The 21,961-nt window shown below is 55.6% G+C and carries 20 protein-coding genes; 11 read left to right on the forward strand and 9 right to left on the reverse strand.

Translation table 11 applies throughout. From position 1 onward, the window contains the following. The first annotated feature begins 95 nt into the window (after nucleotides 1–95). Nucleotides 96–761 (forward strand): GntR family transcriptional regulator, encoded by a 666-nt coding sequence (locus AC1RMF_RS05455; protein ID WP_493140236.1) that lies wholly within the window; start codon nucleotides 96–98, stop codon nucleotides 759–761. A 25-nt stretch (nucleotides 762–786) separates the two neighbouring features. Here AC1RMF_RS05455 and AC1RMF_RS05460 read toward each other — a convergent pair whose 3' ends face one another. Together AC1RMF_RS05460 and AC1RMF_RS05465 are read right to left on the reverse strand one after the other, a co-directional pair. Next, entirely contained in the window at nucleotides 787–1,977 is a 1,191-nt protein-coding gene (locus AC1RMF_RS05460; protein ID WP_493140237.1) for a DUF5666 domain-containing protein, read from the reverse strand. Continuing rightward, the gene (locus AC1RMF_RS05465; protein WP_493140239.1) at nucleotides 1,974–2,792 is read right to left on the reverse strand and encodes a DUF6502 family protein; all 819 of its coding nucleotides are present in this window, start codon (nucleotides 2,790–2,792) and stop codon (nucleotides 1,974–1,976) included. Before AC1RMF_RS05465 ends, AC1RMF_RS05460 begins: the two co-directional genes overlap by 4 nt. Nucleotides 2,793–3,115: 323 nt before the next feature. Between AC1RMF_RS05465 and AC1RMF_RS05470 the strand changes: the two genes are divergently transcribed. The 3 genes from AC1RMF_RS05470 (at nucleotide 3,116) to AC1RMF_RS05480 (ending at nucleotide 6,007) form a co-directional block, all read left to right on the forward strand. After that, nucleotides 3,116–3,730 carry a hypothetical protein gene (locus AC1RMF_RS05470; RefSeq protein WP_342616225.1) on the forward strand — a complete coding sequence of 205 codons (615 nt, stop codon included), beginning with the start codon at nucleotides 3,116–3,118 and terminating at the stop codon, nucleotides 3,728–3,730. A gap of 328 nt (nucleotides 3,731–4,058) precedes the next feature. Further along, nucleotides 4,059–4,934 (forward strand): HprK-related kinase A, encoded by an 876-nt coding sequence (locus tag AC1RMF_RS05475; RefSeq protein ID WP_342621090.1) that lies wholly within the window; start codon nucleotides 4,059–4,061, stop codon nucleotides 4,932–4,934. Continuing rightward, nucleotides 4,931–6,007 (forward strand): nucleotidyltransferase family protein, encoded by a 1,077-nt coding sequence (locus AC1RMF_RS05480; protein ID WP_493140241.1) that lies wholly within the window; start codon nucleotides 4,931–4,933, stop codon nucleotides 6,005–6,007. The genes AC1RMF_RS05475 and AC1RMF_RS05480 overlap by 4 nt, the downstream gene beginning before the upstream one ends. Before the next feature lie 40 nt (nucleotides 6,008–6,047). Here AC1RMF_RS05480 and AC1RMF_RS05485 read toward each other — a convergent pair whose 3' ends face one another. Genes AC1RMF_RS05485 through AC1RMF_RS05510 form a run of 6 tightly spaced genes read right to left on the reverse strand, consistent with a single transcriptional unit; the run spans nucleotide 6,048 to nucleotide 12,669 of the window. Next, the gene (locus tag AC1RMF_RS05485; RefSeq protein WP_493140243.1) at nucleotides 6,048–9,461 is read right to left on the reverse strand and encodes a pilus assembly protein; all 3,414 of its coding nucleotides are present in this window, start codon (nucleotides 9,459–9,461) and stop codon (nucleotides 6,048–6,050) included. A gap of 21 nt (nucleotides 9,462–9,482) precedes the next feature. After that, a complete protein-coding gene (locus AC1RMF_RS05490) occupies nucleotides 9,483–10,091 on the reverse strand; it encodes a hypothetical protein (protein ID WP_493140245.1) in 609 nt (202 codons plus the stop codon). Then, on the reverse strand, nucleotides 10,088–11,140 hold the full coding sequence (locus tag AC1RMF_RS05495) for a PilW family protein (RefSeq protein WP_493140247.1): 1,053 nt from the start codon (nucleotides 11,138–11,140) through the stop codon (nucleotides 10,088–10,090). Before AC1RMF_RS05495 ends, AC1RMF_RS05490 begins: the two co-directional genes overlap by 4 nt. 11 nt (nucleotides 11,141–11,151) lie before the next feature. After that, on the reverse strand, nucleotides 11,152–11,715 hold the full coding sequence (gene pilV, locus AC1RMF_RS05500) for a type IV pilus modification protein PilV (protein ID WP_493140249.1): 564 nt from the start codon (nucleotides 11,713–11,715) through the stop codon (nucleotides 11,152–11,154). Then, nucleotides 11,699–12,181 carry a GspH/FimT family pseudopilin gene (locus AC1RMF_RS05505; RefSeq protein WP_493140251.1) on the reverse strand — a complete coding sequence of 161 codons (483 nt, stop codon included), beginning with the start codon at nucleotides 12,179–12,181 and terminating at the stop codon, nucleotides 11,699–11,701. The genes pilV and AC1RMF_RS05505 overlap by 17 nt, the downstream gene beginning before the upstream one ends. Continuing rightward, nucleotides 12,172–12,669: a type IV pilin protein gene (locus AC1RMF_RS05510; RefSeq protein ID WP_493140253.1), complete on the reverse strand. Its 498-nt coding sequence runs from the start codon at nucleotides 12,667–12,669 to the stop codon at nucleotides 12,172–12,174. The genes AC1RMF_RS05505 and AC1RMF_RS05510 overlap by 10 nt, the downstream gene beginning before the upstream one ends. Nucleotides 12,670–13,031: 362 nt before the next feature. On the opposite strand from AC1RMF_RS05510, the gene AC1RMF_RS05515 reads away from it, so the two are divergent. The 7 genes from AC1RMF_RS05515 (at nucleotide 13,032) to AC1RMF_RS05545 (ending at nucleotide 20,703) form a co-directional block, all read left to right on the forward strand. After that, nucleotides 13,032–14,183 carry a PEP-CTERM sorting domain-containing protein gene (locus tag AC1RMF_RS05515; RefSeq protein WP_493140255.1) on the forward strand — a complete coding sequence of 384 codons (1,152 nt, stop codon included), beginning with the start codon at nucleotides 13,032–13,034 and terminating at the stop codon, nucleotides 14,181–14,183. 84 nt (nucleotides 14,184–14,267) lie between these two features. After that, the gene (locus tag AC1RMF_RS05520) at nucleotides 14,268–14,528 is read left to right on the forward strand and encodes an SWIB/MDM2 domain-containing protein (RefSeq protein ID WP_342616216.1); all 261 of its coding nucleotides are present in this window, start codon (nucleotides 14,268–14,270) and stop codon (nucleotides 14,526–14,528) included. Between the two features lie 175 nt (nucleotides 14,529–14,703). Beyond that, on the forward strand, nucleotides 14,704–15,780 hold the full coding sequence (locus AC1RMF_RS05525; RefSeq protein WP_493140258.1) for a YncE family protein: 1,077 nt from the start codon (nucleotides 14,704–14,706) through the stop codon (nucleotides 15,778–15,780). A 32-nt stretch (nucleotides 15,781–15,812) separates the two neighbouring features. Continuing rightward, nucleotides 15,813–17,414 (forward strand): methyl-accepting chemotaxis protein, encoded by a 1,602-nt coding sequence (locus AC1RMF_RS05530; protein WP_493140261.1) that lies wholly within the window; start codon nucleotides 15,813–15,815, stop codon nucleotides 17,412–17,414. 146 nt (nucleotides 17,415–17,560) lie between these two features. Beyond that, nucleotides 17,561–18,589, forward strand: coding sequence for a transglutaminase domain-containing protein (locus AC1RMF_RS05535; RefSeq protein ID WP_493140263.1), 1,029 nt, complete (start codon nucleotides 17,561–17,563; stop codon nucleotides 18,587–18,589). A gap of 66 nt (nucleotides 18,590–18,655) precedes the next feature. Next, complete coding sequence (locus tag AC1RMF_RS05540; RefSeq protein ID WP_342616212.1) at nucleotides 18,656–19,417, forward strand: MgtC/SapB family protein; 762 nt, start codon at nucleotides 18,656–18,658, stop codon at nucleotides 19,415–19,417. A 164-nt stretch (nucleotides 19,418–19,581) separates the two neighbouring features. After that, nucleotides 19,582–20,703, forward strand: a complete 1,122-nt coding sequence (locus tag AC1RMF_RS05545) for an MFS transporter (RefSeq protein ID WP_493140266.1) — start codon at nucleotides 19,582–19,584, stop codon at nucleotides 20,701–20,703. A gap of 10 nt (nucleotides 20,704–20,713) precedes the next feature. On the opposite strand, the gene AC1RMF_RS05550 is transcribed toward AC1RMF_RS05545, so the two are convergent. Further along, nucleotides 20,714–21,958 (reverse strand): MgtC/SapB family protein, encoded by a 1,245-nt coding sequence (locus AC1RMF_RS05550; protein ID WP_493140268.1) that lies wholly within the window; start codon nucleotides 21,956–21,958, stop codon nucleotides 20,714–20,716. Nucleotides 21,959–21,961: the final 3 nt, after the last annotated feature.

Raw genomic sequence — 21,961 nt, forward strand, 5'->3', positions numbered from 1 at the left:
CATTAATGTAGTTGTTTGTATTTTTATGAGTTACTAGGAAATACCCTTAGGCATCTTCTGAATCCATAAAACTCAAAAAATGGCAGAATGACACTATGAAAATTTCCGACCAACTGCGTGAAAAGATCGAGGAACAGATCGCCACCGGAGAGCTTCAACCCGGCAGCTCCCTGGACGAGGCGACGCTGGTGGAACAACATGGCGTATCCCGCACCCCCGTGCGGGAGGCACTGATTCAGCTGGCTGCCGAAGGCCTGATCGAGATCCGGCCGCGCCGGGGCGCTGTGGTCACCAGCATAGGCCCGACCCGCCTGATGGAAATGTTTGAAGTCATGGCCGAGCTGGAGGCCATGTGCGGGCGCCTGGCGGCGCGGCGCATGTCTGATGCCCAGCGCAAAGCGCTGCTGGAAGCACACCACGCCTGCGAAGAGGCTCGCGACCGGGATGATTCCGATGCCTATTTCTATTGCAACGAGCAGTTCCACTCTGCCATTTATGCGGGGAGTCAGAACCAGTTCCTGATCGAGCAGACTTCGCAGCTACAGCGGCGCCTTCGGCCCTACCGTCGTCTGCAATTGCGTGTGCGCAACCGCCTGGGTGCGTCCTTCAAGGAGCATTTGAGTGTCGTGGAAGCCATCACTGCCGGAGATGCCGAAGCCTCGGAGAAAGCGCTGCGCAGTCACGTGGTGGTCCAAGGCGAACGCTTTGCCGATCTGTTGGCTTCCCTGAACGCCCTGTCTCAGACCGCCCAAGCCGCCTGACTCGCGGCGGGAAATGCCTCGGCGATTACGGATTGAAGGTCACAGTGTCGGCGATCAGGACACCGTTCACCACATGGGACCCTACCACCGTGACTTTCACCTGGTTGGCCAACTGGGCCTGGGTTCCACCGCTATACGTCACACTGCCGCTGGCATCAATGGCCTGTCCCTGTACCTTGAAGCTGGCAGCGGAAACAAACTGCACGATGGGGCCGGTGGCGGTATAGCGCGCAGGCCCCGGCACATTAGGAACCTGACGGATCACCACACTGCTGGCCACCAGAATGCCGTTGTGGACCAGACCCGTCACTTCCACCTTCACACCGTTGGCAAGCGTGCTGACGGTTCCCCCGGAAACTGTCGCACTCGACGCGTCCACAGAATACCCCAGCACTTTGAATGAATTGGGAGCGGCATAAGCGCCGATCACCCCATCCACGCTGAGTGGTGCGTTATCTACGAGTGTCAACGGGTACCAGAGCTTGATGCTGCTGGCAGTCAGTACACCGGCAACGGGGGCCGTGCTTGAACGTACGCGCACCACCATGCCATTGCTGATGGAATTCGCATCGATGGCGCCAGTGAATGCGGCCGAGGCGTAATTGATGGTGAGACTTCCCAGAGTGAACTGCTGATGGGTCTTGTCAAGTTGGCTGATCGCACCGCTCACGACCAAGCCACTGGGCGCGCTGGACAGCTTTTCAATGCGGCTCGCACGCAACGGGTCGCTGCCGGAGACCTGCCCGTACACCTTCACCCAGTCGCCGTTGACCAGGCTCCCCAGTCCAGCAACGCCGTCGTACACGGTTTCCGAATCGGTGGCGATATTCAGCCCCTGCACCTGCATGCTTCCTACGGAAGTGCTGAGATTGCTTACCTGGCCACGTGCGTCTACCTCCGACTCCACGCTGCTGGCAACGCCGGTTGAAAAATCTGCTGAAACAGTGCCGGTCACCTTGACCGACATGCCCAGCCGAAGTTCAGTGTCGTCTGCCAAGGCAGGAGTGACGCCACTGATGTCGTAGCGGGTGCCGTTGACGTAGATACTGCCAAAGCCCGCCACATAGCCAACACTTCCTCCGGATATTCCGGTTCCGCCCGAGCCCACACCTCCGTCGCCACCGGACGCCAGATTGCCAAGCCCGCCGGCGCCACCTCCGCAGGCAACAAGTACCAGGCCTGCCAGGACGAAAATCGTAGCCAGCCATTTTTTCATTGGGTATCCCTCTGCGGTGCTTGAGCTTCTGACTTAGGGCCCTCATACCAGGTGTAAATGCCGACCTTGATGCGCTGATCTCCATCGGGGGAACGCGCCACGGCCAGCTTCATCTCCTTGACCATCTCCTGATGCAGGCCGGCCCAGCGCTTACGCGCCAATTGATGGATGCGTTCGCATTCTTTCTGCGAAATGCCATCGGCATACACCGCCTGTTCCAACAGCTTCGGGGGATCTGCCAGCACGTTGTGGACAGCCGCTTGCAGATGGTCTCCCGTATGGTCTGCCAGGAAATTGAGCATGTACTGCAGATCATTGGCGGGAATGAACTGATCGGACTTCAGCTCAACGTACCCACGATCTTCGGTCGCCATGCCCAGGCGCAACAAATCGTCCAGCATGGCGCGGTGATGCACGTTGCCACGACTGCCCTGCGCTGCCAGTTTGTCAAAGGACGGCGTTTCGTCGGAACTGGTCAACGCCAGGCGTCTCATGGAGGGATCCTGCGACACCAGATCCATCCAGGCAGTGAGCACCATGGCGGAGGGGGGCAAAGGCGGTGCCGGAGGCTCGGAGGCCATGGCCTCCAGGCGCGCGGTCACATCCTTGCGGTTGATACCGGTGGCAATCGACAACTGACTTACGTTGGAGCGGCCAATGCCGGAGGTCAGCATCAGTTGCGCTTCCTCCAACAAAACTGTACGTACAGCCAGGTCAATCTGCTTGTATTTCATGCCCATGCGCAGTCCCAGCCGCACGAGCGGCTTCAGCACCTTGATGAAGGCGTGTGTGGTCCAACTGATCTGGTCATGCATGAAGTGGGGGATCCGCGAATTGCCTCAGATTATCAACAATTTGAAAATGCGAGCCCTCGCAACCCCGTTGCACAGGCAATCTGAAGCATCAAAGGGAGCCATCTCCTACAGCTTTTCCATCCATTCATCGGCCGAATCGGGCGAACCGCCAACGGGTCTTGAAGAACTATGTTCACCGTCTATAAAATGTAACATATTCCCATGCAATCGGAGGCCGGGGCAAACAACCGGGAAGCCTCACAAAATAAATGTGCAAAAATCACACGCATCAACTATATTAGGTACCAAATCAAATAGTCGCAGGTAATGCGTGGAGTCCCGATATGAACGATCTCGAAGAAAACGATACAACCGTCACATCGTCAGAAGCGTCTGTCGCCAAGGTCAATCAAGGCCGTCGGCGATTGGGCACTGCTGGAACTGCCGTACTGTTGACGTTGCCAGGCCGCTCTGCGGTGGCGGGCTGGGGTACCTGTACCGGTTCTGAGCTGGCCTCCGGCAATCTTTCCCGTACCGGTACGGTCAACCCTTGTGGTTGCAGCCCAGGCTTCTGGTGGAACAACAATGGGGTCGGCCTATGGACTTCCTCACCTACGCTGTATATCAACTATCCCAGGACCGCCAAATTCAACGACGTGTTCGGCGTGAATTTCTATAACGATCCTAATGTGAAGCTGCAGGATGTCGGCCCCGCGTCCAAGAATCCCAACAAGTTTGGCGCCGCTGACAACACCGGGATGCAAGCGGTTGCCGCGCTGCTCAATGCACAGTTTTACGGTGCGCGCTACCCTGTGCTGGGCATGCAGACGGCCTCGGCGGTCATTTCCGCATTCCAGGCAGCCTGTGTGGACAAGAACTCACTGGCAGCGTTTGTAAACAGGGTCGACATCTACGGAAGAACCGCAGACCTCTGGTGCAATGGCAGCCCTGAGAACTAGATTTGATTGATTCGCTCTCGACGCCCGTCTGTGCATTGAAGCTATGTCCCGGAGTGCTTTGGAGAGGCTACTCCGACGGCGTAGCCGTCTTCGTGCCACAAACCAGTGAAAGCCATATTCTTCCCCCCGTGTTTCAGGGGTTGCTGTACGCGCCCCAACGCGTTCAAATCGTTGAACAGGACGACATCATCGAGAATCTGCCAGACCATTTCGATGGCCAGCCGGGGACTCGAGTCTCGCGCTCATTTGTCGAGGAATTGGTAGAGCTCAAAATCTTTGACAGGTTGAATTGAGAGTTTCGGATTTCACACCTGACGGATTGCAACGGGTGCTTTCCGAGACGGGCCTGCTGATTCCCTGCGGCCCGTTCTGCGTCCGTATCCGCTCCAGACTGCCTGGATTGGCCAAGGAGCTGCGGTTGCTCTACCGGGACTTCCCCGTCCTTGGCGAAGACACGTTCGTTGACTTTGAAGTGCAGCTTCGAAGCCCCAATCTGTTGCGAAAGTTCTTCAGACCGCAGATCAGTCTGGATTGCGACGGTAGGATCCCCTTCAAGCCTCTGCCGCTGACGCAAGCCTTCCCGATGCTCGAGTGGGGATTGAACTGGGTGATCTCCTCACACGCGCACGATCATCTGGCCATTCACGGCGCAGTGGTAGAACGCAATGGTCAATGCCTCATCCTCGCCGCCGATCCGGGATCGGGCAAAAGTACCTTGTGTGCCGCACTGGTTCACGACGGCTGGAGACTTCTATCCGACGAACTGACACTGGTACGCCTGGAGGATGGTCTGGTTCAACCCATTGTGCGCCCCATCAGCCTCAAGAACCAGTCAATTGGTGTCGTCCGGGCGCTGGGGAACGAGATTGTGCTGGGCAAGGTTTGCCACGATACGGCAAAGGGCTCCATCGCCCACGTGCGGCCGCCTCTGCAGAGCGTTCTATCCATGGAGCAACGGGCTCTTCCGACATTGTTGGTATTCCCCCGCTATCGCAATGGTGCTTCATTGCATAGCGTGCCAGAAGGCAAGGCCCAGGCGCTGCTCGAGATGACGCGACACACCTTCAATTTCCCGGTGCTGGCGGGTGCAGGATTCGAAGCCCTTGGTCGCCTGATTGACCAGGTGAGGGCCTATCGCATCGAATATTCGTCTTTCGATCAGGTAATTCCTGAAATTGACCGCCTCTGGCTGAATTCACCATGAAGCCACGGGCCACAACGCATCTGCTGGTCGACACTTTGCGAGTCCCCGAAATCGCCTTTTCGTATGGCGTCCGGGAATGGGAGGCGCTCGTCTGGCAAAGTCGATCTGCTGAGCTCATGGCGCAGCTCTATGTGGCGCTGGACAAAGCGGATGTACTGGCTGCGGCGCCTGCAGCGGCGCGACGCCATCTGACCATTGCTAAAACCATTGCAGACAAACACACCGCTGCGATTGAAAGCGAGTTGATTGCACTGCGGGAGGCACTGGAGCCTCTGGGAATGCCCGTTGTCTTGCTCAAGGGTGCTGCCTACTGTGGACTGCAGCACCATGCCTCATTGGGGCGACTCTTCAATGACATCGACATCATGGTTCCCAAGCACGCGTTGGCGGCGGCCGAAGAGCGGCTCCTGTGGGCGGGCTGGCTGCCCTCGCACACCAGCGCTTACGACCAGCGTTATTACAGGAACTGGATGCACGAAATCCCGCCCCTGGAACACAAGCATCGCGCGACAGTGCTGGACGTGCACCACACCATATTGCCCCCCACTTCCGGAATCAAGCCCGACCCCAAAGATCTGTTTGAAGCATCCATACCTCTGTCGGGAAATTTGTCATTCTTCAGGGTATTGGGTCGGGCGGACATGGTCATTCACTCGGCATGCCACTTGTTCTTTGGCGAGTTCCACAAAGGCTTGCGCGATCTTCACGATCTGCACCTGTTGCTTTCTGATTTCGGAGCTGAAGAGCAGTTCTGGCGCGATCTCGTGGCTCGCGCGAACGCATTGAATCTGGCTTTGCCCTTGCTGGATGCGCTCACACAATGCAACCGGCTCTACCACACCCAGGTACCCGCGCGGGTGTTTGCAGATCTGGGGCGCCTGGGTACCAGCCCCTATCCGACCTTCCTGCGCAACTGGCTGTTCGAGCATGCCCTCAGGCCCGTGCACACCAGCGCGTTCGGGTGGACAACCTGGCTTGCACACCGCGCCGTGTTTGTACGCAGCCACTGGTTGCGCATGCCGCTACCTCTTTTGCTGTATCACCTGACGTACAAGTCAATAGCATCAAAGTAAAGGTTCGGCACGCGCACTGTTGCGAGCAACAAGTCAAAATTCAGCGATTGGAATCGTCGATTCTCCAGTACAGACGTGACCGCCGCGCACTGATGGAAGGATCCGGTTGCTTGGGTGAAAAGTTGGAGTTGTTTGTCCCGGCGCCGATCAGGAAGTTAACCTTCTGGGTCGAATTATCAGCATTTGTAATCAAAACCACTCCTCCAACTGGGTTCGGTGCAAGTCCGCCTCCCGTAATATTTGTTGGCGTACCTGGCGCCACGCAAAACAAAGGGAGCTGATAAGTCAGCGCTTGCCCTAAGTCAGCAGTGCATTGGTTCGTATTCTTGGGTGTAGGGCGATTGGTACTGAAGTAGGTTACTCCACTGGCAGTGAGGGGCGCATTAATGACTTTTTCCCCGACAGTGGTTAGCGTCAAATAGCAACCGTTGGTGTAAGACTGGCCCGCAGTAGCTACTGGCGTAGGAATTCCAGTGGAGGAATCCACAGGATCTGTCATTTTTGCAATTTCACCCAGATCACCAATAGACAAAGCACTGGAACGTGGTGCGCCAACATTGTCTTTGATTAGGAAGAAATGATCAGCGGTGGTATTTTGCAAAGGTTTTTCGCGATCACCTGTTCCCAACAATACGGCAACGAAATTGCTTGTTACTACCACGTCAGGCGGAAAGAAAACCTTGCCACCCAGGCTCGCAATCTTTGTTATGGATGCACTGTCCCACGTAGCACTTAATGACAGATCAGCATTGGTATCTGAAGGAAGGTCAATCCGATACAGATTGCCACGCACGTCGGCAAAGTATGCCCGATCAATGATTCCGTCGCGATTGGTATCAACTAGGGTTAGATCGGATGGCACGGAGTAATCCGTGTCAAATCGCTTGATGAGTGCGCCCGTTCGACCATTTATTACAAATACCGCATTTCCAGAACTGGGAGTGGAATTTACTGGAGACGTTGGACAGGAAATGGAGGAACTTCCATAGCAAGTATCTTCATTATCATCATATCCTCCGCCCATAAGAAGAACCACGGTCGGCTTGGTGGAACCACTGCTTCGCACCAACGGTTTGGGCAAAGACCAGGTTTGAGCAAGCTTTGAATACCCGGACGTGCCACTGCTTCCGCCAGTAATCTTCCACAAATATTTGGGATTGGTCTTAGACGTCACATCCAAAGCGTAAACTGTTCGCCCTCCCCGACGCATAGTCGGGTAAATAATCGCCTCGCCAAGCGTCGTACCTGCAGAGTCGTAAGAAGCGTATACCCCGATTCCCCCATCCATTCCGTAGGGCTTCGGCTCGGTGGAACCAGTTCCACTGGCAACGTACTTACCTGTTGAATCATTTTCAGGCAGATTCATCAATGGGGAAGCATCGTGCAATCTGTCCGGCAATATCTTGTCAGTGGTGGAATTTTGCGGTGAATTGTAAAGATTCAGACTTGGTGCGATCCTGATACTGGAGTCATAGAACTCTGGCGGAATAAAGGACCATAGCTCTGATCCACCAGTAGTTGCCGTCTGGCTTCCATCAATTGCGTGCAAATATCCATCGTTAGTTCCGTAATACACCACTACTCCACCACTCGAGCTGGATGCACCATAATTCAGCGCAAAGGGCCGTGAGTGGAGTACATCCGCATGCATGCTCGGGCGAGCACCACCGGAGGGCAGAGTCGTCGTCGTTCCATTGACGGAATATGAACCCGCATAATCCTCAGCGCCTGTCGCAGTGTTGGCCTGATTATTTTCACCTCGTACCCAATTTACCCAATTCGAATCAATGGTAGTGCCGGTAATTCGGGATGAAACATTGGCGTAGCTGAAAGGGACAGAGCTAAGTGAAGTATTAGTTGCCGGAGATGATACCGTCGTGTAGACCTTGCGGCTTGCACTGTTAAGCAAGTTGGAATTTCGCAAAACCTCAGCAGCGCCGCCTTTCTCGACAACTTTCCCGTCTGGACTATCACTAGGGGTACCCAATTGCGCGTTGGCAAAAAATACACTATCCGTGGTCCAATAACTTATTGCCGTTGTACTGAAAAATCCATTTGATATGGCAGATTTATTTTGATCATCCAACAAATCAAGTGTATTGTTGGTGAAACCAAGCTTGTACTGTTTTAGATTTCCGTACCAGCGCGGATTCCCAGCACTGGAGGGTTTGAACATTCCGACAAATATCTGGTTGAGGTATGTGCCTTGAGTCGTTGTGGAAACTGGCAACGTAGTCGCCGTAAATACACTGTCAACAGAAGCGATCTTGATGAAAGTAGAACGGAGATTGCTGACCAGAGCATACAAATCTCCACCCACAGCCAGATAGGCAGAAGGCCCGAGACCTCCTTGATTCGCCATAGATAACAGTAATTTGGATTGACTCGAATCCTCTTTGTCCTTGAAAACATTGACCGCAAATGTCTTTACCACCTGCTGTCCCGACAATGAACTTACATCGCCATTGGCAAGAAAATACGCCCATTCATCCGCGTACCGACTAGTATCTGAAGTGGCAGCCGGCAAGGTGGGAGGAGTGTAGCCAAGGTTGGAGAATGATGCAGGACTTCCGCTGGGTTCTGCATTTGGGTAGGTATTGCCAATCAGAATTAAATAGTTGTTTGCGCAGCTGTTGCTAGCTACTATCGGACTGTTGTAAACAGCTTTGGTGCTATCTGTAAATGCATTGGCGTCATCCAGTGAATTTACCTTGGAAAAGCGTGTCGGACCGTAGCCCTGTGCACCGGTTGGTGAGCTTCCCTTGCCTTTAGCGGCATCAGTGGGATTGGCATAGCCACCAAAATACTTGAATGCCTCGTACAGAGCCGCTCCATAATTCGCGTTTGAAGGTGCTTTATAAGTGGGACTAGTGATATTGCTATCGATGGCGTTTAGCGTTGTAAATAAATTGGCGCAGCTGGAGGGGTTTGAATTCGGGCTCGTGGCACTGAGATTTTGAACTGCAAAATTGATTACTCCGACCGAGTCTCCATTGCTGTTTACTGATTGCGAGGCCAGCAGCTCCAGACCTACATTTATTGAAAGTGGGGTTGTAGCCTGACATACGAGGCTATTCAGAACCAGCTTTAGCGAACGCAGTTCAACCTGACCTTGTGTTAGCGATATATTGTCCTTGTTTGCACTGAATCCGGTTTCCCAAGGCTTTTTGTTGTTGCTTCCCACATAGAAAATTTGTGTTATCAACATCTGACAGTCGGCAACTGAAGAACTCCCCCCATTGACGCACAGCTGATAAGTACTACTTGCATCCCACGCCTGATTGGAAGCCGACCAGTTTGACGTATTGTCGAGCAGCACGAGTACGTTTGGGGCGACACCGCTACCCGCCCCTCCGCTGAATATATCTATATCTGCAGCCGACGCATATCCCTGATAGGTCAAACCTAGCAGGACCATCAAAGCGACGAGTATCCGTTTATAAAGACAGATCATGATTGGACCTCTTAATTTCTCTTAATTGCAGGTTGGCACTGCGGTGGTTGCCACCCGTACCCCTACTCCCTGCACAACGTCGACAACGGTTCCTGTTACGTTGTCCGTAGCCTCAAGATTCAGCGAATACTCCACTTGAGAGCAGATTGACGCGGCTTGCGCGATTCCGGTAGTTGCCCCACTAGCGCTGGTAGTCACTAAGCCAGAATTGACATTTGAATCTGTGCCCATGCAGGAAATATCAGCCTGCTTTGTGGCATCCAGTTGCGACGCCGGGATGGGTACCGCACGCACACACTTCGGACCTTTATTTCCTGAAGCATCTGGCTTGAATTGCACAACAATGTTCGCACCATTGCTCTCACCAGTCACACTGAAATTGAATTTGCTGTTGGCAACTGTTTGTGGCTGGCTGAATGTGTGGCTATCACTTATCAACAAGTCGATGGCATCATTTGCCGCGTTAACACCTTCATTACGCCATTGCATATTTCCCAAAGCCTGCACGCTCGACAATGAACCTCTAAACACCATAGTTGCCATGAGTGCAAAGAGAGCAATGAAGACCAACGCGACTATCAGGACGGAGCCATTTTGTCGCCGCTGAGCTGCATAAGTTTTGTAATTCACTCCAGCCTCCCGGCTACGTTATTAAGTCGAACTGTCGTTGCAATCAAAGTGCGCTTGTAACCGTCTGACGGCGTTGTTAATGTTACCGGCCCCAGTTTGTAGGTTCTGGAATCTGCGTATCCGCTTGTGCTGGTTAAATCTCTGCCGAGCAGATTGACTTTGATTGCAGTGATTTGCGACCAGGCTGCAGGCAGGGCACTTGATATGGTTGAAGTGTCGGAAAAGTATGCGTCTGGAACGCCATCACCGTTAGTATCTTGGCCGTATTCAAATTGCATATTTTCGATTCCTTCTGCTATGGAAAGAATCTGTGCTGTTCCGTTTATGTATTCCAGGCGTTTAAGGGTCGGAATGCCATCTCCACTACCTGTGCAGTCGTCGCAACCTGCTATGTAATAGACTCTTTGCATCAGCCTACGGACTGTGCTTACGTTGGAAGTACACGAGCTATCACGAATAGTATTATTTGTGAAGTTGCTGCTTGGACCCGGACTTACCAGGATTCTGTTCGTATCCTGAGAGCATTGCGAAATCTGTATATATAAATCGCCTGCCGTTGTGGGATCACTTGAGGCTGTTATTGTTAGGCCCGCGTCAGTCTGGGCGTGTCTGACGACGATTGCCGCTGTTCCCGATTTACGATTTGCGAGGCAACTGGTTGTAGTATCGTCCTTTGACACGCCGAGTATCGCTGCAGGAAAGTTTGCAGGGTTGATTCCGTTGCCGCTGTTCCAGCCCATGCTCATGGACGCGGGCGTTGGTGTGTAGGTTGAGTCATACTTGGCGCAAGGGGCTACAGAGGTATATGTAACCCCTTGGCTCAGCGACGTTGTACTCACATCGGAGTAATAACCCGCGTGCAACAGGTCTTCTGTCAATATGTCGGAGGCATATCGAACATTTTCCATCCTTTGCAGGACTTGTTCATTTGCACGCTGCCCTGTTGTATTGACTGAATATAGAATTGTGAGCCCCAACAGTACGACAATTCCAATCGTGATTGAAATCATCAGCTCAATTAAGGAAAATCCTTGCTGAAAGCGGGTCATTTGGACAGTCTCTAGCAGGTCAAACAGGCCACACGAACTTGCATACGCAATGTTCGGCGATATGAATCACCAAAAACAGATTGCCCACACGTATTGGCAGGCGGATAGCCGGACGATGCTGTTCCCCAAGCCACGATGACCTCATAACTTGCGGGATTGTTGCCCGGCACCTGAGAAATGCATCCGCGGTAACCCAGAGCCGTGGCTCCGCTGCCGCCGTCATTTGTGCCATACAACAGATTGTTCCATTCGCAAACATCCGTTTTGGCTCGCGTCGGTGTTGCTATTGTTGAGCAGTCAACACTGGCGCCACCTGCAATAGTTCCGGTGTAGGTAGATATTGCAGTTACGTAGTCCGCTGCGTTGGCGCGATTTGCCGTAATCCTGCTGGTCATATCGTTTACGAGTGAAACCGCACGGGCACGCTGGCTGGTATCCGTGGTGATCGCAGTTGACTTGGTAATAAAACCGGCCAGACCCAGAAGCCCAAATGCGACTATGACCAACGTCACGAGCACTTCAATCAATGAGGTCCCCAACTGCAAGCGGAGGGTGCGACTAACAGATCGTGGCATGCGCAGCCCCCGTACTGGTAACTGTGATACATCGCGAAGTAACCCCGGAAATGGAAGACGATATCTTCCAGCTTGCGTTTCCCGGATTGGTATCTGACGTCAAACGGCCAGCTGCAGAAAACTGTATTCCGCTTGAGCTGATATTCGATATGGAAATGGAACTTTTCAATGAACCATGGGAACTGAGTGTCGTTGTACCGACCGATACTTGCCAGCCGTTCGCCCAGGAGTTATTGATTGGCGTGATAGATACACTGGCATTGCGTTTTAGCGCCTCTGACCGTGCCAATGTCAGGTCGCTTATTAATTCAGAGGCAGTTGTTTTTGCATTCATTGTGCCAACAACGGTTGTAAATGACGGCGCAGCTATTGAAGCCAAAATGGCCACAATAGCAATGACAACCATCATCTCAATCAGAGTGAATCCGCTGTTAAGTGCGATATGTCGCCACTTCATTACCAGCATGTCCCAGTACCTGCAGCGGTTTTATTCCCACTCTGATCTATGCTAAGGTTTCCGCAACTATCCTTGGTTTGATCATTAAGCGGCTGGGCGGTCACTGTAAAAGTTGGCGGCGCAGTGGTGTTATTTACTGAAAGCGTTGTATCGTCCAACTTGTAATAATTACTGACATTTGTTGGTATGACTAAAGCCAGCCCTCCGGACGAGGCCGCCCCGGTAATGCTGCTGGAATATGCACGTCGATCAACCAAATATTGTTGCTGTCTATTTGCAATATTCAGCAACTGGGCCTCTGCATCTGCTCTGCGTCCTCTTCTGACGTAGGAGTTATACGATGGCAAAGCAATTGACGCCAAGATTCCAATAACTGCCACCGTAATCATTAACTCAATGAGCGTGAATCCACGTGGTTTTTTATATGCAACCATGCGTCTTGGCCCCGACTGAATTTGAGATCTTTGGCTTTGATTTGAAGCAGTCAAACGAGACATATGCTGAACTTTATATTTGGAGTAACGAGCTTTGCGTCAATCGAACAATGTGAATAAATCACATTTATAGACAGTCTATCGACTTCTGTCTTGCTTGGAAAGAGTGCGGATGAACGGTAGCTCTTTCATGACCAGCGGCAAATGTGGACAAAGTCTCCCGGTGGGTTTCGCGCAGGTGGGGGGGGTGAGCGATGCCTTGAAACGAAGTGCTATGGACTTCAGATCATGAGTGTCGGAGCTTCTTACACTTTTCTTCTTGAAGATGTGCCTAATCCCGTAACGCATTGAATTAAAAGAACAAAATTTCCTGGCACCTTTCTTGCAAATGTGAAAATATTACATTTAATAAAGGGGAAAGCACCATGAAAACCACGTTCAAAAACCTTGCCATGTCAGCCGCCATGCTGCTGACGGCCGTATCCAGTCACGCTGATCTGGTTAGCCTTCCCGCTTACTCCGCTACCTATCCGACCCCGAACTCGGCTTGCGCCACGTTTGGCAATGTGGTTTCCTGCTCCACTGCGGTCATGGACTACCTTGCTTCCCAGAACACGCCTGGATTCACGGGCTCTTACGGGTTTGCCGCCTCTCAAGGCGCGCTCCAGGGAACGCTTGTCGTGGCATCCAACGGCGGCAACATCCTAAACAACGGCGACTTCGCCGGCCCCACCGAGAACGGCTTTACGACAAACAATGGTGGCACGGTCAAGTACTTTCGCACTGGCGACAACAACGATCCGACCAATAACGGCGCCTTGGCCAACGACACGGCCCACAGCTGGGATATCGGCATTGGCGATCTGATCAACAAACTGACATTCGACAATCTGTACCACCAGTTGATGTTTGCGTTTGACTTCAACAACCCGCAAAACAGCACGGCTTCCCTGCCTATCTGGACCATGGTCACCTTGCGCGACACACAAGGCGTGAAGGCCGATATCAGCTTTGAAACCCAGGCACTGGATACATCCGGCGGCGCCGCAACGATCTTCAAGGACCCGACGGCGTATCACACAACCAAGACATTCAGCGCCACCACGATGAACACACCAGGTGCTGGTGACTTCGCGGTTACCGTCGGCAGCATCTGCGTAGTCAGCAGTACCATTTCCTACCCATCTCCGGATGGATCGACCTGCCCACAAGGGGGACAACTGGTCAATACCAACCGGGCAAGCAACGCAGTCGAGTTCATCAACTATTTCCCAGGCATGGACCTGCAGAGTGCGCTGAGCAATGGCTATGACACGATGTCCATCCAAGTGTGGATGGGTTGCTTCAACAACGGCGTGAGGGGCTCCGGTCCCGCGTTGGCCAATGGCGGTTCGATCGGCCCTTGTGACAGCGGCGGTTTTGGCGACATCTTCATGCTGGCCGGCGCTGCACAACCCGTAACCGATGTACCGGAACCCGGTACGGTCATGCTCCTGGGATTGGCCATGGGTGCATTGGCCTGGAGCGTACGGCGCCGTACGGTATTGCAGGCCAAGGCCGTCAATACCAGCAACTGAGCATTGCGGGCTGGATGGGGGTCGCAGGGCCGCCTGTGCATCAGGCGATACACTTCGCCCTCCCCATCCAAAGGAACCAATCCAATGACAACAGCCCCCAAGAAAGAATCTGCTTTCATGAAAGCCCTCAAGCCCAGCGCCGAGCTGGCAGCGATTGTGGGCCCCGCTCCGCTACCCCGCACCGAAGTGATCAAGAAGCTGTGGGAATACATCAAGGCACATAACCTGCAGAACCCCGCCAACAAGCGCAACATCCTGTGTGATGCAAAGCTCAAGGCCGTACTTGGCAAACCCGAAGTAACGATGTTCGAACTGACAGGTCTCGCCGGCAAGCACCTCTCGTAAAGATTTGCCGGAAGTGGCGCAGCAATTGCGCCACTCTCGATTGATTTCACCTCCTGATCCCGGCATCAGGACAGGCCACCCCGCATGCAAGTATGTGGAAAGTACTACTGTGAAGCGTCGCCCCCGTGTGATTTGATTGCGCTCCCCGCAACAACATTCCAACGAGGGAGACAATATGCAACTGCGTAGGCTCGCTGCCCACATTCTTCTTGCCAGCGCCACCGCATTGTCCGCAAGCGCATTTGCCTTTGACGGATGGAGGCTGGAAAGCGCGACCGCCATTCCAGGCAAGAACTCCGCCTGGGACTATGTATCCCTGGATGCAGCAAACAACCATCTGTTCATTGGCCGACGGGGCAATGGACTGCAGGTGTTTGACATCGCTTCGGGCAAGGTCATCAAGGTCATTGGCAATACCGCCAGCGACAGCGCCAATGGGGCGCTGCTGATCCCGGCCTTTGATCTGGGTTTGTCGTACAACGAAAACGGCACACTGACCCCATTCAAGCTCTCCACACTGGAAGCACAGGCAGACTTGAAACTGGGCGAGGAACTCGACTCTGCACACTACGACCCCGCCACCCAACGGGTTGTGGTGAATATGGCCGCCGGCGCGGACGGAACGGAACTGATCGTCCTTCAGATCCCTTCCCTGCAAAAGGTCGGCACCATCAAGGTAAGCGCCAAGAAGCCGGAACATGCGGAAGCGGATGGCAAAGGCAATTTCTACCTCGCCTCACGAGACGAGAACGCGGTATATCGCTTGGATACCAAGGAACTGAAGGTGACGGCCAAGTGGCCAACGCCCGGTTGCGCCCAGACCAATGGCTTGGCCATTGATTCCGCCAGGGATCGCATTTTTGTTGGCTGCCGCGGCAGCGCCACGGTCAAACCCAGCTTCCAGGTTCTCAATGGCCAGACAGGAGCTGTGATCTACACCGCAGAGATAGGCGGTGGCAACGATGACGTGGTCTACGATCCGGATCTCAAGCGGATATTCCTGGCCAACGGCGTGAATGCCGTTCTCAACGTGTTCGAGCAGGTGGATGCCGACACCTACAAACCGGTCGAGGCGCTGGGCACCCAAGCCGGCGTGCGTACCATGGCCATGCACCCCAAGACAAAGAAGATCTATGCCGTCACGGCAGAGGGCAGCGCGGACTACGCCAAGAAGATAACGACCAGCGTTTCACCGTACTACGCCAATACATTCTTTGCGGACAAGTTCTTTGTTCTGACCTACTCGAAGTAGTCGCCTGCAACGGAACAGCCTGGGAGACAGCCATGCAACTCAACCGATTCAGAATTGGTTCTCGCCTGATCTTCGGGTTCGGGCTGGTTCTCCTGCTGTCCCTTTCCATGGGGTTGCTGGCACTGTTTGAACTCATGCAGGTCAATCAAGCCACCAAGCTCATTGCGGCCAGCAACCTGCCCAGCGTTGCACTGGCCGGGCGATTGCAGGAATCCATCAGCGAAATCCGGTTGCTGGAAAACCGCCACGTTCTGACCTTCGACGCAGATGAGAAAGATGATCTGGACAAGGTCATTGGTGCTGCCCAACAGCGTTTCTCCGGTTACTTCAACAGCTATGACAAGCGCGAGCTGCCTGCCGACGAGCGGGCTGCATTTGAAGACTTCAGACGCGCACTCAAGGCTTACGAAGAGACGCAACCGAAACTGATTGAACTGTCCAAGAGAGGGATGACCGAGCTGCCCCTGTCCCGAACATTTCTGATTGGTGATTCGCAGAAGGCCTATGCAGCAGCCAGCGCCGCACTGACCAAATTGGTCGCACTCAATGAAGCGGCCTCGGCCACCAGCTTCGAGGCTTCGCAATCCACCTTCCGGCATTCGACCCAGCTGGTAGTGGGTATCTTGGTTGCGTTGCTGGCCTTTGGCGCGCTGTTAGCCATCGGCATCACCCGCTCCATCGTGCGACCCGTGCAAAAGGTACAGCAGGCCGCAGAAGGAATCGCCCACGGCGACTTGTCCGCCAACCTGGTTCTGGAAGGTTCGGACGAAATGGCAGACTTGATGCAAGCGGTCAGCAAGATGCAGACTGCACTGCACCACTCCATTGCCCAGGTGGCCAACGTGGCCCAGAGCGTGCAAAGTGCCAGCTCCGAAATCGCCTCCGGCAACCAGGACCTGAGCCACCGCACCGAACATGCGGCCGCCAATCTGGAAAAGGTCGCGTCCCACATGGGCACGCTGACGCAAACCGTTCAGCACAGTGCCAGGTCCGCTGTCGAAGCGAACCAGCTGGCAGTGTCCGCGGCACAGGTTGCTGGCCGTGGTGGTGAAGTGATGGACCAAGTGATTGAAACCATGCAGCTCATCGATGCATCATCCCGACGCATTGCCGACATCATCGGCGTCATCGACGGCATTGCCTTCCAGACCAACATCCTGGCGCTCAATGCCGCAGTGGAAGCAGCCCGTGCGGGTGAGCAAGGCCGCGGCTTTGCCGTCGTGGCCAGCGAGGTGCGCAGCCTCGCCGGCCGTTCGGCCGATGCAGCCAAGGAGATACGGTCGCTGATTCTGGCGAGCGAAGCCCATGTGAAAAAGGGTTCGGGGCTGGTATCCCATGCCGGACAGACCATGCTGGAAATCAATGCGTCGGTGCAGCAAGTGTCCACCATCATCGGCCAGATCAGCACAGCCGACTCTGCACAGAGCGAAGGCATCGCCCAGGTGGGCACCGCCATATCCGAACTGGACCACCTTACCCACCAGAACTCTGCTTTGGTGGAGGAAAGCGCCGCGGCAGCCCAAGGCCTGAGCGACGAAGCGCAGCGCCTCAGCCGGACCATCGCCGTGTTCAACCTGGGTGACGCGGGCGCAGGCCTTGCACGACTGCCCCTGGCGGAAGTTGATCGCACGTGAGCCAATTCCCCTAGCGCTATACGCCGGGGCTAACCCCGGGCCACCTTTGTCTCTTCAAAAAAAGCTCGGCAACGGCTGCGTTCCGTCGGATACTGGTGGAACAGGGTAGGAAAATTGCCCAAGGCAGGCACTGTGGGGAGAGCCACATGAAGTCGACAATATCAATTTCTGAGGGTGCAAGGTGGGTGCTGGCAGCATGCGTGTGCGCCTGCTCCGGCCTTGCGACTGCGCAATCGGCGCTACCCATCCCCGCGGAGGTGGATGCGCATGCACTGCAGGCAACGCCGGATGTGGAGAAGTCTCCTGAAGCGCTCGCCGCCTACCTGACCAGCGGGCTCAGCAGTGATCGCCAAAAGGCGCGTGCCATCTTCCGCTGGATCACGGACCGCATTGAATACGACGTCGCCAGCTATTTCAGCGGTGACCTCAAGCCCATGGACGCGGCCGAGATTCTTGCCAAGCGCAAGGCTGTTTGCGACGGGTATTCCATGCTCTTCAGCCAACTGGCCAGGTTGGCCAACCTGCAAGTCAAGAACATCACCGGATATGCAAAGGGCGCGCCCAGCGGACGTGTGGAGAGTGCACAGATCCCCAACCATGTCTGGAACGCTGTTCTTGTAGAAGGACGTTGGTACGCGCTGGATGCAACCTGGGGTGCAGGCTATGTTGATACAGCGGGCTTTCATCATGTCCAGGACGACTTTTACTTTCTCGTCCCACCCGAGCGGCTGCTGGTTTCGCACTACGCTGTCAATGATGAGCTGGGTGTGGAACGCGCGGCCAACCTGGACAGCGCAGAGTTCAGGCGTCTCCCCAAACCGCCAGCGCGCCTGATGCAGGCCGGTTTTGATGGAAGGACTGCGCTTGAACACGCCCGGCAAAATGGCTTCAAACGCTTTGTGGAAACCTTTGACCTGCCATACGGGAGCTTTGAAGTTCTGGATGCGCCGGTCGAGTACCATCTGCCACGCACCAGCCAGCGCCTGCTGATTCACTCCAATACCTTTGATCAACTGGCTGCCGTCCAGGGCTCCAATTTCAGCTACTTCACCTCACCGCACGACGGAAATTTCGAGCTGACTTTCCAGCCTGAATCCGGTCCCCTGTACATCATGGCGCGCAGGCCCGATTCTCCGGAGTTCCGCGCGCTTCTGGGATACCTGGTGGGTGAGTAACGAAGCCGGTCGCAAGACCGTTTGCGCAAGCGGCTGGCGGTAGACTGCGCGTGTAAGGAAAACAATATGAAAGAGCTGCTCGGCGAGTTGATGGCTGGTTACTGGTCACCCCAGGAGTTGACGGTCAACCTGATCATCTTTGCCAATCTGTTTGGCGCCCTGCTGCTGGGGCTTTTCGTGGGGTACGAACGCTCCTACCACGGCCGCGCCGCAGGAATGCGAACCTACGGCCTGGTCTGCATGGCCTCTTGTGGCCTGACCGTCATCGTCGGCTATCCGGCGTTCTGGTACGGAGGCAGTTCACTGGGATCACTGGCCGGACATCTCCCACCCGACCCGACGCGTGTCATCCAGGGCATTGTTACCGGGGTGGGCTTTCTGGGTGCGGGCGTGATCATGAAGGAAGGCATGAACATCAGTGGACTGACCACGGCTGCCTCGATCTGGTCGTCCTCCGCCATCGGCATTCTGGTGGGCATCGGCTTTTATTCCGCCGCCATTCTGCTCACCCTGCTGTCTGCCGCATTGATGATGTGGGCTTCCATTCTGGAAAAGTCGCTGCCTTCACGCCCTGCTGTCTCCATCCGTATGACCTTCCGCCCCGGCTTTGTACCCAGCCAGGCGGTGCTGCAAAAGGTGGCGTTGGAGCGTGGCTACGAAATTGCCAATGGCACCCTGAGCATTCAATGCGTAGGCGAGCGCGAAGAATGGCGCTTTGTCGCCATTTCCCTCGACCGCAGGAAAGGCGTACCAATCTCCGAGCTGTCCCAGGAACTCCGGCATTTTGAAGGCGTGGACGAGTACGGTCTTTCTCACGCCCGGAACTAGCAGATGAATGCCTTCTGGTTGCATCGGCAATTCTTCTGATGCCAATGACAGGCAGCATTGCGCCCTCCGTTGACAACGCGCTAGCCGAACCAATGCGGCCTGGGCAGGCACGCCGAAAGCGTGCATTGCTGGCCGCCAGTACCGCCCATGCGGCACATGACGGCATGAGTGACCTCGTCTACGTGTTGCTACCCATCTGGCAATCGCAATTTGCCCTTTCCTACGCCGCAGCGGGCTTGATGCGCGCCATGTACTCGGGTGTGATGGCCACATTCCAGATGCTCGCCAGCAGGATTGCGGCGCGCATCGGTCGCAAGGGGTTGCTCGTGGCAGGCATGGCCATGTCGGGCCTGGCCTACCTGATCGCGGGCCAGGCTGGCACGCTGGCCGCCCTGCTGCTGGCATTGATGCTGGGAGGTCTGGGTGCAAGCACACAGCATCCCCTGGCATCGTCGTTGGTGGCACAGGCGCATGAGGATGACAAGGACGCCTCCCGCATGGCACTGGCGACCTACAACTTTGCGGGGGACATTGGAAAGATGCTGGTCCCCGCAGCTGTCGGGTTGGCACTGGGCTGGTTCAGTTGGCAGCACTGTGCAAGCGCCACTGGACTGCTGGGTCTGGGCATGGCGGGTCTGCTGGCCTGGCTGATCCCGACCCTGACGACCACGACCGCCCAGCGCCCCGGCACCGCAGGGGTTGCCGCTACACCATCGGTTGCAGCACCCGCGCAGAGCTACAGCGTCGGGTTCAAGGCATTGCTCTGCACGGCAGTGATCGACAGCGCCACCCGCATGGGCTTCCTCACCTTCCTGCCTTTTGTGCTCCAGACCAAAGGGGCGAACACGGCCACGACCGGCATCGCCCTGACCTTGTTGTTTGTGGGAGGCGCAGTGGGCAAGCTGGTCTGCGGTTATCTGGGGCGGCGCTTGGGCATGGTCAAGACCGTCTGGCTGACGGAAGCTGCTACGGCCGTCATCATCCTGGCGGTGCTGGTGCTGCCGTTGCAGTTGGCATTGGCCACCTTGCCGCTGTTGGGCGTGGCGCTCAACGGCACGTCATCCGTGCTGTACGGCAGCGTTCCGGAACTGGTGCCCGCTTCCGTGCGCGAACGGGCATTTGCGCTGTTCTACACCGGAACCATAGGCGCTGGCTCCATCGCACCGGTGGCATTTGGCTGGCTGGGAGACCAGATCACCATCCCCCATGCCATGCAATGTGTCGCAGCTTTTGTCTGCCTGACCTTGCCCTTGGTGTGGATTGCCAACAAGTCGCCAACACATTGATCCGCAGACCTCACGCTGCAACCACCCAGTACCCCGCCCAGACCGCCAGAATCATGGTGGCCAGCCCCGGAACGATCTTGCGGGCATAGGCCATTCCCGCGGCATGGTAGGCAACCACCGCCTTGGTCAGCGTATTGGCGGTCAAGCCCAGCAAGATGGGAAGCACGGCTTGCGTGGCCTGGATTTTTCCGGATGCAACCAGGGAGGCGGCCGACGCCGCCGTGGCATGCGCATCGGCCAGGCCCGCAACCACTGCACCCAAGACCAGCCCCTGGTCGCCCAGCCAAGCATTGAGGCCTGCAGACACGATCATGACGACCCCCAGCAACAATGCAAAAGTCACCGAGGTCCGAAGATTGAATGCCCGGCCACTGGCCTGCTCCATGGGCTCGTGGGAATCATCGCGTCTGGCACGCCACAAGAAATACAGTCCGTAAAGCAAAGCGACCGCACCACCGGCAAGAAGGGGAAGCGCCAACAACCTGAGCAGACCCGGTTGCACCAGGCCAATGAGAACAGACATTTGAACGAAGGTGGCGATCGACGAGAGAACCGCACCCGCCACAGCCGGTGCGGCCACGGAACTGTCTGCCACGGAACGCTGCCCCATGGAATGGATGGTGGCCGTGCTGGACACAAAGCCTGCAGCGAATCCAGCGAGCGGCAGTCCGTGGCGCGGCCCCAGCCAGCGCGTGCCCACGTACCCAGCCGCGCTGATCGCCATCACCACCACCACCAGCATCACCAGATTGCGCGGATTGAGTGCATGAAACGGGCCCATGAACTGGTCCGGCACCAGGGGCATGACGATCAAGGCCGTTGCCGAGAAGATCAGCGTGTCTTCCAGGTCCTGCGCAGTCAGCAGGGTTTTCACAAAGTGATGAATGGCGTTGCGCGCCACCAGAAGGAGTGCGAGCAATACGCCTACGCCCGCTGCCAACAGCGCATTCTTCACGGCCATACCGCCCAGCATGCTGGTCAGCACCAGGGCGAACTCGGTGGTGAGGCCGGGGTCTTCCTTGTGGTTGGCGCGATAGGCAATCATGGCCGCGCAACCCGTCATGAACACCACCAGGGCCAGCAGTTCCACATCCCCTATCAGCATGCCGACAGCACCCATGATGGAGGCAATGGCAAAGGTGCGTATGCCTGCGGCACTGCGGTCCGGACTGCTGCCCTTTCTGCGCTCGCGCTCGGCGCCTACCAGCAAACCAATGCCCAGAGCAACACAGAGTGCAACAAATGTGGAAGACATGCC

The organism is Rhodoferax sp. GW822-FHT04A08 (assembly GCF_058801025.1).